At 59.7% G+C, this 12,432-nt stretch carries 13 protein-coding genes, 1 tRNA gene and 1 pseudogene; 10 read left to right on the top strand and 5 right to left on the bottom strand.

All coding sequences use genetic code 11. The annotated features are described in order from the left end of the window. The first annotated feature begins 125 nt into the window (after nt 1-125). Nucleotides 126-554 carry a hypothetical protein gene (locus PHLH3_RS25635; protein WP_213626284.1) on the top strand — a complete coding sequence of 143 codons (429 nt, stop codon included), beginning with the start codon at nt 126-128 and terminating at the stop codon, nt 552-554. Nucleotides 555-604: 50 nt separating this feature from the next. On the opposite strand, the gene PHLH3_RS25630 is transcribed toward PHLH3_RS25635, so the two are convergent. Next, entirely contained in the window at nt 605-1,012 is a 408-nt protein-coding gene (locus PHLH3_RS25630) for a hypothetical protein (RefSeq protein WP_213626283.1), read from the bottom strand. Nucleotides 1,013-1,382: 370 nt separating this feature from the next. Next, the gene (locus PHLH3_RS25625) at nt 1,383-3,161 is read right to left on the bottom strand and encodes an acyl-CoA dehydrogenase C-terminal domain-containing protein (RefSeq protein WP_213626282.1); all 1,779 of its coding nucleotides are present in this window, start codon (nt 3,159-3,161) and stop codon (nt 1,383-1,385) included. 200 nt (nt 3,162-3,361) lie between these two features. Here PHLH3_RS25625 and PHLH3_RS25620 point away from each other — a divergent pair, with 200 nt between their 5' ends. Then, nucleotides 3,362-3,829 carry a hypothetical protein gene (locus tag PHLH3_RS25620; protein ID WP_213626281.1) on the top strand — a complete coding sequence of 156 codons (468 nt, stop codon included), beginning with the start codon at nt 3,362-3,364 and terminating at the stop codon, nt 3,827-3,829. 68 nt (nt 3,830-3,897) lie between these two features. On the opposite strand, the gene PHLH3_RS25615 is transcribed toward PHLH3_RS25620, so the two are convergent. Continuing rightward, nucleotides 3,898-4,119 (bottom strand): DNA-binding protein, encoded by a 222-nt coding sequence (locus tag PHLH3_RS25615; RefSeq protein ID WP_244862939.1) that lies wholly within the window; start codon nt 4,117-4,119, stop codon nt 3,898-3,900. A gap of 154 nt (nt 4,120-4,273) precedes the next feature. On the opposite strand from PHLH3_RS25615, the gene PHLH3_RS25610 reads away from it, so the two are divergent. The 3 genes from PHLH3_RS25610 to PHLH3_RS25600 all read left to right on the top strand — a co-directional run bounded on the left by PHLH3_RS25610 (nt 4,274) and on the right by PHLH3_RS25600 (nt 5,596). Next, complete coding sequence (locus PHLH3_RS25610; RefSeq protein WP_213626279.1) at nt 4,274-4,546, top strand: DNA-binding protein; 273 nt, start codon at nt 4,274-4,276, stop codon at nt 4,544-4,546. After that, on the top strand, nt 4,539-4,742 hold the full coding sequence (locus tag PHLH3_RS25605; RefSeq protein ID WP_213626278.1) for a hypothetical protein: 204 nt from the start codon (nt 4,539-4,541) through the stop codon (nt 4,740-4,742). Before PHLH3_RS25610 ends, PHLH3_RS25605 begins: the two co-directional genes overlap by 8 nt. Nucleotides 4,743-5,347: 605 nt before the next feature. Then, on the top strand, nt 5,348-5,596 hold the full coding sequence (locus PHLH3_RS25600) for a hypothetical protein (protein WP_213626277.1): 249 nt from the start codon (nt 5,348-5,350) through the stop codon (nt 5,594-5,596). Between the two features lie 92 nt (nt 5,597-5,688). On the opposite strand, the gene PHLH3_RS25595 is transcribed toward PHLH3_RS25600, so the two are convergent. Further along, nucleotides 5,689-6,030, bottom strand: a complete 342-nt coding sequence (locus PHLH3_RS25595) for a hypothetical protein (protein ID WP_213626276.1) — start codon at nt 6,028-6,030, stop codon at nt 5,689-5,691. Between the two features lie 366 nt (nt 6,031-6,396). On the opposite strand from PHLH3_RS25595, the gene PHLH3_RS25590 reads away from it, so the two are divergent. Next, on the top strand, nt 6,397-8,838 hold the full coding sequence (locus tag PHLH3_RS25590) for an ATP-binding protein (RefSeq protein ID WP_213626275.1): 2,442 nt from the start codon (nt 6,397-6,399) through the stop codon (nt 8,836-8,838). 492 nt (nt 8,839-9,330) lie between these two features. Here PHLH3_RS25590 and PHLH3_RS25585 read toward each other — a convergent pair. Further along, nucleotides 9,331-9,407 (bottom strand) — tRNA-Met (locus tag PHLH3_RS25585). A 216-nt stretch (nt 9,408-9,623) separates the two neighbouring features. Here PHLH3_RS25585 and PHLH3_RS25580 point away from each other — a divergent pair. The 4 genes and pseudogenes from PHLH3_RS25580 to hisI form a co-directional block, all read left to right on the top strand. Then, nucleotides 9,624-10,292, top strand: a complete 669-nt coding sequence (locus PHLH3_RS25580) for an ATP-binding cassette domain-containing protein (RefSeq protein ID WP_213626274.1) — start codon at nt 9,624-9,626, stop codon at nt 10,290-10,292. Further along, entirely contained in the window at nt 10,292-11,152 is an 861-nt protein-coding gene (locus tag PHLH3_RS25575; RefSeq protein ID WP_213626273.1) for a metal ABC transporter permease, read from the top strand. The genes PHLH3_RS25580 and PHLH3_RS25575 overlap by 1 nt, the downstream gene beginning before the upstream one ends. 17 nt (nt 11,153-11,169) lie before the next feature. Continuing rightward, nucleotides 11,170-12,039, top strand: a complete 870-nt coding sequence (locus tag PHLH3_RS25570) for a zinc ABC transporter substrate-binding protein (protein ID WP_213630684.1) — start codon at nt 11,170-11,172, stop codon at nt 12,037-12,039. Then, nucleotides 12,036-12,404, top strand: a pseudogene (hisI, locus tag PHLH3_RS25565) (phosphoribosyl-AMP cyclohydrolase); the annotation flags it as partial. The gene PHLH3_RS25570 and the pseudogene hisI, both read left to right, overlap by 4 nt. Nucleotides 12,405-12,432: the final 28 nt, after the last annotated feature.

Below are 12,432 nucleotides of genomic sequence, written 5' to 3'. Positions count from 1 at the left end.
GTTCGGGGTGTTTTCATTTGGGCGGCTCTTCACCGTAGGAGCGAGCTCTGCTCGCGAACGCCTTTGCGGCATCTTGTCCGTCCGCGGCATACAATGCGCACCTTATCCACAGGACGGATCACCTCTTGAGCAACGGACTGCGCAGCGCTGGCCGGCTACTGGCGACCAGCCTTCTCTTCATCGCCGGCACTCTGCTCCAGGGCCTCTGGGCCCTCGCGCCCTTCGCCAGCAACCTGCCTTCCGACATGGGCCACTACTCGCTGGCCCAGGAGCTTCTGGTGCATGCGCTGGTGCTCATCCCGCTCCTGCTGCTGGCCCGCTGGCTCGGCAAGCGCATCACTTACCGCCTGCTCAGGGTGACCTTGGCCACCGTGCTGGCGATGCTCGCGTGGTACCTGGTGGACATCAGCGTCTTCGATAACCGGGTAGCGAGCTGGAGCACCTACACGAGCCTGGAGATGGCGATCGAGGTGCTGTGGTATGCGGCGTTGCCGGTGATGGTGGCGGGGGTGGGGTTTGGGACGGTTCTAGCGCTATCGAGACTGAAAAAGTGAGTTGCCAAAGGTTCCCGGAGGGCTTGCTTCAACCCTCCGGGAGCGCGGGGTCACTGCAGTTCAGTCGTGCACTGCTTCCCGTAGTTCCAGGTCACCTTGTTCCCTTCCTTGGCCACGAAGGTGAACACCCGTTCGGAGGCGCCTTCATAAGCGTTTTCGAGCGGAATCACGACCTTGTCTTTCGAGACTTTAGGCTTTACGAACTGCCTTGTGACCGGATCACCCCCCACGTACCTCGTCCACAGCATCTCGTCTTCGCCATAGAGATCTATGTAGTCGTATGAGCCATCGGCCTCGACACATTTGAAGAGGACGGAGTCGCCTTTCTTATAGGCGCTGTCCACGTATGACTTCATATCAAAGTCGTCCGCGTGAGCGGTGGTTACCAGGAGCGCGAGTGCCAGCGTAGTTTTCTTCAAGATGCTTCCTTTCAGGTGGTTGTCGCTTCGGGCAAGCATGACAGGCTGCTTTGTGCTCATGCCAGGGGCCGATCATCCCCCGCCCCATCGCGAATGAACTCGCCCCGACAAACCGGCACATCGTCTTTCGGGGCGTAGGGTGGATGGCGCTCTTTCCATCCACCAAAGGCATTCGGCACAAGCCCACCCCATGGCCCCATGACGCACCCCGTGGGAGCGAATTCATTCGCGATGCTTTTCCTGCCCACCATGGGCATCCGGCATGGCTCCGCTGGTGGGCTGAAGCCCACCCTACGACTGCCCAACCTGCCTGGCGCTACCCTGCGGGCCGACCAAATGCCAGGCAAAAAAACCGGCAATCAAAAAGAGGAGGGATTGCCGGCGTGCGCATACGGAGGGGGAGGGTTGGCTATGCGGCGAACTCGTCCTCGTTGAACGCCATCAGGGATGCTTTGCCCGCCATCACCTCGGCCAGCAGGCCGTCGGTCTCGGTCAGGGTTCGGGTCATGTAGAAGTCGGCGGACTTCAGCTTGGCGCCGTAGAAGGCTTTTTCCTCACTGCCGGCGTCCAGCTTGGCCTGGGCCACCTGAGCCATGCGGGCCCACAGCCAGGCCAGCGCGGTCAGCGCGAACAGCCGCAGGTAGGGCGTGGCGGCGGCGCCGGCCTGTTCCGGGTCCTTCATGCCTTCGGTGGCCAGCCAAATCGTCGCCTGCTGCAACTGGCGCAGCGCCTTGTCCACCTTGGCCACGTGGGCCGCCTCGGGGTTGGCCTTGAGCCACTCACCCACCAACTGGAAGAAGCCACGCACCGCACGGCCGCCGCCCAGGGCCAGCTTGCGGCCCACCAGGTCCAGCGCCTGGATGCCATTGGTGCCTTCGTAGATACGGGTGATGCGGCAGTCCCGCACCAGTTGCTCGATGCCCCAGTCCTCGGTGAAGCCGGAACCGCCCATCACCTGCAGGCCCTCGTTGGCGCAGGCGAAGCCCTCATCGGTGAGGAAGGCCTTCACCACCGGTGTCAGCAGCTGCACCAGGTCGTCCGCCTGCTGGCGCACCTCGGCGTCGGGGTGGTCGTGGGCGATGTCCTGATGCAGGCCGGTGAAGTAGGCCAGCGCGCGGCTGCCCTCGATCATCACCTTCTGGCGCAGCAGCATGCGCCGCACGTCCGGGTGCACCAGGATCGGGTCGGCCGGCTTGTCCTGCGCCTTCGGCCCGCTCAGGGAGCGGCTCTGCAGGCGCTCGCGGGCGAAGCCCAGGCTGATCTGGTAAGCGTTCTCGGCAATGCCCAGGCCCTGCATGCCGACCATCAGGCGTGCCGAGTTCATCATCGTGAACATGCAGCGCAGGCCCTTGTGGGGCTCGCCGATCAGCCAGCCCTTGGCACCCTCGAAATTCATCACGCAGGTGGCCGAGCCCTTGATGCCCATCTTGTGCTCCAGCCCCCCGCAGAACGCCGGGTTGCGGCTGCCATCGGCGAGGAACTTGGGCACCAGGAACAGCGAAATCCCCTTCACCCCGGCCGGCGCATCGGGCAGGCGGGCCAGCACCAGGTGGACGATGTTCTCCACCAGGTCGTGCTCGCCGCCGGTGATCCAGATCTTCGTGCCGCTCAGCGCGTAGCTGCCGTCCGCCTGGGGTTCGGCGCGGGTGCGGATCAGCCCCAGGTCCGTGCCGCACTGCGGCTCGGTCAGGCACATGGTGCCGGTCCACTCACCGCTGATCAGCTTCGGCAAGTAGGCCTCCTGCTGTTCGCGGGTGCCGTGGGCGGAGAGCGCGTTGATGGCGCCGTGGGTCAGGCCCGGGTACATGCCCAGCGACAGGTTCGCCGAGCACACCATCTCCTCCACCATCATGTTCAGCACATGGGGCAGGCCCTGGCCGCCGAACTCGGTGGGGCAGGCCAGCGCCGTCCAGCCACCTTCGGCGAACTGGCGGTAGCCCTCGCGGAACCCGGCGGGCGTCTTCACCGCGCGGGTCGCCGGGTCGTAATGACAGCCTTCCTTGTCGCCCGAGCTGTTCAGCGGGGCCAGCACGCCCTCAGCCAGGCGCGCCGCCTCTTCGAGGATCGCGCTGCCCAGGTCCGTGCCGAATTCCCCTTGGGACGGCAACGCCTGCAGGTGCGTATAGGCATCGAGTACTTCATCGAACACAAAGCGCATGTCGCGGAGCGGCGCGCGGTAGGCCGGCATGGTGGAGTCCTCTAAAGCTGTACATTGAATTGATTTGTACAGTTTTTCTACTGCTGCGTATAAGTTTGCGCAATAGGCTTGTACAACTTTTTCCCGCCGGGGGGATGACCGGCCAGTTCCGCTTTCAGCGCCTCGACGAGCCACCTTGGCCAGCCAGGCCCCGCGCCCTGTAGGCTTCGCCCACCCGCAAGAAGGCCTCGATGAAACGCGCGTTATGGATCACCTCACTCACCCTGGCCCTCGCCGCCAGTGCCGCAGCCGCCGGCTACCTCTACCTCACCCAGGTGCCCCGCCTGGCCTACCCCCTCCAGCGCCTCGACGGCTGGGCCCTGAGCGATGGCGGCTCGTACGGGCTGGAGGTGGTGGATGCCGAGGGCCGTATCGTCCTGCTGGGCATCCAGGCCACCGCCCTCGATGGGCCGGTGGAGCGCTACCCCGCCTTCATCGGGCGGCCGCTGTTCGGCCTGCCCCTCACCGTCACCGCCGGCCTGGGCAGCACGCTCGAACGGCAGATCGAAGCACTCGCCCACGAAATCGCCCGCAGCGGGCTGGATGAAGCGCACTGGCACCAGGCAGGGGCCACCTTCAGCCGGCGCGAACAGCCCTACGCCGTCGCCTGGTCCCTGCATGAGCAGTTGGCCGCGCGCAGAAGGGGAGAGTGGAAGTAAGGCCGGGCGGCCTGGAGGGGGAACGGCTCGGTGCCGCATGAGCTGTGCACCGAGTCGGGAAAGGTGAGCTAGCCCAGGGAGGGCGGGGCGATCAGGCCGTCGTGTTCGGGGCTGGTTTGTCCTTGGTCTGGCTTTACCTCGCCGGTGATCAGCCACCAGCGGTACTGGGGATAAACGCGTCCGAGGATCTCGATTTCATTGGCACCCATCCGCGCGCGGCCGCGTTTGATGTTCTGCCAGCGCACGTATTCCGTGCTCCCTGCCTCGGTCAGTGCCTTGATGCTGGCCATCTCAAGCAGCTGAAGTCCTCGGTCTGTGATTCCTTCATTCATACATTGCTACCGGAAGCTTCCCATCTTTGAGGTTCGGCTCAAGTGTGTAATATCGACATGTGTACTTTGTGCATTTCGATACGCACGAAGCGCCTAATTATAGGGAGTGTTTATGGAACAGTCTGGAGTAGTGAGGTTCAGCAAGGGCGCAAAGCCCGAGCGAATGAACGATTTCCGCTGTGCGCCGTTTTGCACGCAGCAGGTGCTGGCTGAAATGTGCGGCATCGAGGAGATCACCGAGGACGTGGTGCGCGGCTGGGTCGAGACCCGAACGATCCCCACCGTAAAGATCGGGCGTCGTCGGGTGATCAATCTCCATCGCATTCGCAGCGACCTGGAACAGGGCAAGACGGTCTTCAGCGCAGGGGACTACGCGAATGAATAAGACCACCGTCCACCAGTTGCTGATTCTGCTGCGGATCATCCGCTACGCGGACCCGGATCGTGCGTTCGCACAGTTCATGCGCTTCACCGGTTACGTGGATGCGCTGCATGACACGGGTACCTATGAAGCCGCGGCGCTGCGACGAATCGACCAATTGGGCCTGAATGCATTTGCGCAGCGACAGGGCCGGGGGTGATGGGGGACTCATGAAAGGCAATGTCCGGAAGCTTCGCGGGCGCAGAGAGTTGCGCCTGCTTTGCCTGCTTGTGCCGTCGTCCACGGGAGCACTGCATGCGGTGCCCGTCATGACGCTGAGGGCACGCGCACCCTGGGTCGATGTTCAAGGGCGCTGGGGCTTGGCGTTACCTGCCGGCCTCTACCTGCGCGAAACCTTCGCCCGGAAGCCGCACGGGTGGCCGGGCAGGGAAGGGGGCCAGCAGTTGAGGAGTGAGATGAACCGACGCTTCTTTTCACGCGGTACAGAGCTGGAGTTACCGACTCGTCACTTCAGAAGATGTTACCCAAGTCGGAAGTCTGATTAAGGTCTTTGGGCTTCGGCTGAGGATTACAACGCTGGGAGAGATTGATGGAGGCGATTCGCCGCGCAGCACGGAGCCTTTGGCGCCGAGGTGAATCGATCAACCGAATAAAAGATCAAGAGGTGTTGGGAAGAGCGGGGTGGCGAATTCAAACTCCGTCAGCGTTATGATCCCGCCGCTTCACAATTTGGCTCAAAGCGAGTGCAACGTTGTCTCGCTTTGGGTTGATGCCAAGAACACACCCAAGGAAGGAGCTTGGAACATGCCCGTGCTGCAGATTGAGTCCTGGTCCGATGACGCGGCCTGGGCCTCAGTGAATGGCTGGAATCTGGAGGCCTTTGTTCAGCGGCTCTCCCTGTGCTCCACACTGCGGGGCACAGAACTTAAGCGCCTCGCTCGTGCCATACGAAAGAGAGAGATCGAACAGATCGAAGTCACCAGCGTGGAAGCGGCGGGCGCGCTTATACACACGCTGGAGTCACTCGGGGCAACGATCAGGCTGAACAATTAGCCCGTGCGGCTCTAACTCTGGCGACTGCTGATCCTTTGGCTGTGTTGCACAGCAACAGAGGACAGAGCCCTCAGTTGTATCAATTTGCTGAGTCACCAATCCCGCTCTCTTAACCCCTCCATACACTCCTTCACGTCATCATCAATCACGTTCCCGGGTTTGATGCATTCCTTCATCGGCTTCCGCGTGCCGCGATTAGCCTGGCGCTCGGCTTGCTCCTGCATCTTGAGATTGCTGCGTGCCGCGTCGCCCATTGGGCCATCGGAGCCGGCGAAGAACTCCATCACGGTTCGGTCAATGGCTTGGCCAATCTGTTTGGCATAGGGCTGCACGGCCTCTCCGGCTTGAGTGGCCAGAGGTTTCGACTCATCAGCGGAGGAGGGCAGCGCGAGGGCCGCAAGTAGGAAGGTGAGGGCTAGGGATGCTGCTTTCATCGTTACCGCTCCTTGGTTTGGTCAGGCTCACTGTCAGGGCTCTACGCCTAAGGTATGTCCCCAGGGTATTTACGGGTAATGGGGGACCGCGCTAGTGTCTGTCATGGCGTTCTGCCACGAATGGAATCGGATTGGAGCATGGCATGGCGCGCTGTTTTGTAACTTACCCTCCTAAAGACCACTCTCTAGCCGCCTATATAGCGGACAGGCTTTTCTGTTTTCGTGTCTTTGTATTTTCTTGAATATGGCGTCAATAAAATTTTTGCTGCACGGTGTAGGGAGTAATTATGGGTTTTATGGGGGATAGGTGTGGTGCTCGTTGAAATGAGTAATGCAGAGATTTGAAAAAAATAAGGGGGTGGTGTTATGAAAGATATGTATAGAGCTGAGTTGTTGCGTGCTCGAAACCTGGCGAATGATACGGAAAAATTCAATTACCTGAATTCTGTATTGAGATCAATTCTGCAGGTCGCTGCTCTTTCTACATTAGAGATTGTTAAAAGACTAACTCCCTCGGAGGACGATGATCGAACTCTAGATGATTTTGCGGCTAGATTTCTTCAGCCTTCCGATGGTTTGCCTGTTGAAGTTATCGACAAATTAGTTCCTGTTGTTAGGTCACATATAGAGCCACAGTTTTTAAAAGGATGGTATGAAAGAGTAGGCAGCAGTCAGAAAGCTTTCGTTAATTGTATGAATGAATGGGTTGAGTTTAGGAATAAGAAAACCGGGCATGGTGTAGTTGACCAACAAAACATTCGAGAGTGGGCGGTTAAGCTTGATGGTTTTGTCGAGGGCGCAATAACGGTTTTTATTGATGCATTACCTACGTACCGTGATCAAATTAATGAGATTGATCTGGATAATAGATTTAATGGTATGAAAGTTACCACTCCGTTAGTATGGAATGGTCGCCCTGTAGTGGTAATAAAAGTTGCTTGTAAAAAGGGAGCTTGGAAACTGTCGGGGCAGGTTCTGTCTTGGGATTCTGCGGATGATTTCGTAGTTGAACTGCAGGCTGCAAATATTTTTTCAAGTAATGGTCTTCTTAAAACTAACAGATTTAAGCTTGCGGATGTAGTCTGCGAAAATTTGAAATTTTCTGTTTTCAATAATGTCCCTACAAGACAGACAGATACATTTGAAGGCCGCAAGAAGGAGCTTGATAAGCTGAGGTTATGGCTGGAGGATGTTGGGGAGTCTCGTACTTGCTTGGTTTATGGTGATGGTGGGTACGGGAAAACTACGCTTGTTCTTGAGTTTTTAAATAAATTGCTTAGTGGGGAGGTAGATATTAAGTCGGGTGCTCCGGAGATAATAAGCTACCATACGGCAAAAATGACAAAGTGGACCGATCAGGGGATTACACATTTTCGCGGGATCTCGACCGCCGTAGAGGACTGCATTAGAGAGGTTATTTTCTGCCTTCAAGATGTGCTTAGTAAAGATTGGTATAAGTTGGAAGGCGATTCACTTATAGATAAGGTGAAGGGGGAGTTGGCCGGGCAGGGTTATCGGCGAGATGATATTTTGCTTGTATTGGATAATACGGAAACACTGGCAAGTTCCACCCAGGATATGGAGTATTTGGCAGAGTTTTTTGAGGCGGTATCGAGGAAAATTGGCAGGGTTTTAATTACTTCAAGGCGTCGAGAGTTCGTTCAGGCAACGCCTATTCATGTCTCGGCTCTCTCAGCGGAAGAGTCTGTACGCTTACTGAAGCGTCTAGCAGAGGAGTATAAAGCTAGAGCTCTTCTACAAGCTGGTGAGCGCCGCTTGCGCGCAGTTAGCGAGCAGTTGTCGTTCAAGCCACTCCTTCTGGATGCCCTTGTTAAATACATTGCTAGATCTGGCATGGGAATTGATGAAGGGGTTTCCAATATATTCAAGAAATCCAATGACGAGCTCTTGGAGTTTTTGTATGAGGATGCATGGGCTCGGATGAGTGAGCTCCAGCGTAAAGTATTTATGGTTTTGGTGTCTATTGCTTGCCCTGTCGATAGCTTTTCGGTTGGGTGCATATGTCAAGTCGTAGGTATTCAGCATACAGCCTTCCAGGAAGGTTTGGATGAAACATATTTTGCAACTATGACTAGTTATGGTGACTCCTACGAGCTTGAAATAGTTGAGCTGGCTGCCAATTTCTTTAGGCAGAAATTATCCAAGCTTTCCACGAGTGAGCGCGAAATAATTCGTGACTGGGCTAGATATACAGACGAGGCTGCTTTTGAAAAAGAAAAAATAGACAAAGAGTATCGCTCTGATCGTGTGGCTGAAGCTTTCCGGGGTCAGTACGCCAAGGCAGCGAAGATTGCAGTAGAGAAAGGTCAGAATGATACAGCGTACGAATACTATGAACTCGCCATAATGGATGACCCGGTAAATGCTGCTCTACATGATCGATATGCGTGGTTCTTGCTTAACAAATACCATCGGCCGGATATGGCACTGGAGATGGCAAAAAAAGCTACTGAGCTTGATGCTAGTAATTCTGATGCTCATATGACTTTAGCGTTAGCAAATTATCATCTTGGTAGTATTCCTGAGGGGGATAAAGCTCTTCGTAAGGCTAATGAGCTTGGTAAGCCAGAAGCGCTTTGCCTATTGAGAATGGGGATAGGTAGATATCATCACTCTAAGGGTGTTGATGATGTGAAGCTTGCAAGAGATTTGTTAGAGCAGGCTTCTGAACTTATTCAAAGGGCGGGGCGTGTAATAAGGAGTAAGGATGGTTACTATAGAAAAAATAGAGCTGAAATAGAAAAATATACAATCCTTACCGCTAAGGCGTTGCGCAATGCTAGATAGTTATTGTTTGGCTGCCAAATAGTATTTTTGAAATAAGGTCCGTATTCGGACCTTTGCTTTGAGGGCTGTTTTTAGGTTGTGGAAATAAATTTATCGTGTTGGGTTGGTTGGATCTTATTAGATGTCGGCGAGTTGCTATGCGCTGTGAGAGTCGTGAAAGTTCTGCCAGAGCGATTGTTACTGCGATTATAAACAGACTATTTAATTTCTCTCGTCGGCTATCGCAAAATGCTGCAGCTACACCGGTAGCTAGTCCTCTGCATCTCTCGTAAAGATCCAAAGGTTTTTAGTAGGTTGCTGCGTGCCACCGAAGAAACTGTATTGCCGGGAAACCGCTTCGCACATGTGTCGATTGTTCCCACTAGGAGGGGTTTCATATCACATGAACAACCAAACTGGCCGAGCGATTGATTAATCGAGGCAGGGAGGCGTCAAAAAATGAACACCCCAGAAAGCACAAAGGGTTAGCCGAAGCTAACCCTTTGTTTTGTATGGTGGCTACGCAGGGACTTGAACCCCGGACCCCAGCATTATGAATGCTATGCTCTAACCAGCTGAGCTACGTAGCCAACGTGGCGCGCATTATTCTCTCGCTTCCTGCCTCTGTCAACCCCACTTTTCAGAATTTTTCGAAGGGCGATCAACCGCTTAGCGGTGGGTGCCGGTTGGCGTTCGGGTTGGAAAAGGGGGGGGCGTGCGCGGGAAATGGGTTGTGAAGCGCAATTTGTTACTTTATAACATTTGCGCTTTCCTACAGCCCTTTCTCCCACGCCCTGGACCTGACGATGCTTCAGTTCGATGCCTTGCAATGGGGGCCGCCTGCGCGGCCGTTGGCGCCGCCGCTTTCCCTGGCGTTGCCGGCCGGTAGCCTCACGGCGGTGGTGGGGCGCAACGGGTGCGGCAAGAGCAGCCTGCTACGGGTGATCGCCGGTTTGCAGCGCCCCTTGGCGGGGCGGGTGAGCGTCGGGGCGGCGGGCCTGGGGGTGGTGGGCTTTCTGCAGCAGCAACAGGCGCTGGACCGGCAGTTCCCCCTCAGCCTGGGGGAGCTGGCGATGGCGGGGTTGTGGCGCAGCCGCTTGAGCCGGGCGGAGCGGCGCCGGCGCTGCGAGGCGGCCCTGGCGGGTTGGCAGTTGGAGGCGCTGGCCGACCAGCCGCTGCTGGCGCTTTCCGGCGGGGAGTTGCAGCGGGCCTTGCTGGCGCGGCTGGAGCTGATGGACGCGCCGCTGCTGTTGCTGGACGAGCCCGACGCGGCGCTGGACGCGGAGGGCCAGGCGATTCTCTGGCAGCGCATCGCCCGCTGGCAGCGGGAGGGGCGCACGCAACTGGTGGTCTGCCATGACCTGGAGGCAGTGCGCGAGCGCCTGCCGCGCTGCCTGCTGATCCGCGCTGACGGCTGCCGTCATGGCGCCAGCCGGGTGCTGCTGCCGGCATCGACCCGCCAGCGGGTGGCCTGATGCTCGCGGCGCTCTGGCAACCCTTTGCGGAGTTCGCTTTTTTGCAGCGGGCGCTGCTGGGCGGGGTGGCGCTGGCGTGCAGCGCGGGGCCGCTCGGGGTGTTTCTGATGCTGCGGCGCATGAGCCTGATCGGCGATGCCATTTCCCATGGGGTGTTGCCCGGTGCGGCGCTGGCGTTCTGGTTCTTCGGCCTGAGCCTGCCGGCGCTGACCTTCGGCGGCCTGGTGGCGGGGCTGGGGATGGCCGGGCTGGCGGCGTGGATCACCCGCCGCACCGGCCTGCGGGAGGATGCGAGCCTGGCGGCCATCTACCCCATTTCCCTGGCGGGCGGGGTGCTGTTGCTGGGGTTGGCCGGGCGCCGGATCGACCTGCTGCACCTGCTGTTCGGCTCGGCCCTGGCGGTGGACGGCGAGACGCTGCGCAGCATGTTGACGGTGGCCGGCACGAGCCTGGCGCTGTTGGCGCTGATCTACCGCCCGCTGCTTTGGGACAGCTTCGACCCGGTGTTCCTGCGTGGGGTGAGCCGCTTCGGGGCGCCGGCCTATGCGCTGTTCCTGGCGCTGGTGGTGCTCAACCTGGTGACCGGCTTCCACGCCATCGGTGCGCTGATGGTGGTGGGGCTGATGATGTTGCCGGCCGCTGCCGCGCGCTTCTGGAACCGGCGCCTGCCGGTGCTGCTGCTGACGGCGGCGGGCATCGGCGCGAGCTGCGTGTGGTTGGGGCTGTTGCTGTCGTTCCACGCCAACCTGCCCAGCGGGCCCTGCATCGTGTTGCTGGCGGGGCTCGCTTACCTGATTTCGGTGTTCGTCGGGCCGGTCCACGGCTTGCTGCGACGCGCGCCCCTTCCCGTGCCCTGTTGAGGAGCCCCCGCATGTTCATGCGCCTGTGCGTTGTGCTGTTGCTGTGCCTGCCCGTTTCACTGTCCGCCGCGGAGAAGGTGAGGGTGGTGACCACCTTCAGCATCCTGGCGGACATCACCCGCGAGATCGGCGGGGACGACATCCAGCTCACCAACCTGGTGGGGGCGGATGCCGATGCCCATGTCTTCGAGCCCGCTCCGGCCCAGGTGCGGGCGGTGCTGGAGGCTGACCTGGTGATCGCCAACGGGCTGGGCTTCGAGCCCTGGCTGGAGCGCCTGCTGGCCAACGGCGAGGCGCGCGGCGCGCGCGTCGACGCAAGCAAGGGCGTGGTACCGCTGACGGTGCTGGAGGACGACCAGCGCCTGGTGGACCCCCACGCCTGGCAGAGCCTGGGTAATGCGGAGATCTACGCGCGCAACATCACCCAGGCGCTGGTGCAGCTGGTGCCGGCCCGCGCGGCGGCCTTCGAGGCACGGCGGGACTCCTGGCTGGGCCGGCTGGGGGCGCTGCGCCAGAGCATCGCCCCGCGCCTGATGGCGCTGCCGCCGGAGCGGCGCCGGGTGCTGACCAGCCACGATGCCTTCGGTTACTTCGCCCAGGAGTGGCGCCTGCAGTTCCTCGCGGCCCAGGGCGTGAGCGATGCGGCCGAGCCCTCCGCTGCCGAGGTGGCGGGGTTGATCCGCCAGCTGCGGGCGGAGGGCGTGCGGGCCATCTTCGTGGAGAACATCCGCGATGCGCGGCTGGTGAAGCAGATCGCCGAGGAGGCCGGCGCGCGGGTGGGCGGCACGCTGTATTCCGATGCGCTGGCGGCCGAGGGCCCGGCCAGCACGTACCTCGGCATGTACCGGCAGAACGTCGAGCGGCTGCTGCAGGCGCTGGCGCCATGAGCGTCTGGCTGCAACTGGAGCGGAGCCCGGCCGGCACCGGGCGGGATCTGGAGGCGGTGATGGCGGCCATTCCCTGGCGTGCCGATGGGCTGATCGCCGCCGTGGCGCAGCAATACGACAGCGGCGAGGTGCTGATGCTGGCGTGGATGAACCCCGAGTCCCTGCGGGCCACGCTGGAGGAGGGGTGGGCGTGCTACTGGTCGCGCTCGCGCCGCTGCCTGTGGCGCAAGGGCGACACCTCCGGGCATGTGCAGCACCTGGTCAGCGCCCACCTGGATTGCGACGGCGATGCGCTGCTGCTGCAGGTGGACCAGGCCGGCCCGGCCTGTCACACCGGGCGTCGTTCGTGCTTCTACAACCAGCTGTCCAGCGCGGGGCTGCGGGTGACGTGCG

Source organism: Pseudomonas sp. Pc102 (assembly GCF_018408275.1).
Lineage (GTDB): Bacteria > Pseudomonadota > Gammaproteobacteria > Pseudomonadales > Pseudomonadaceae > Metapseudomonas > Metapseudomonas tohonis.
This window is presented reverse-complemented; position numbering and strand designations above follow the sequence as displayed.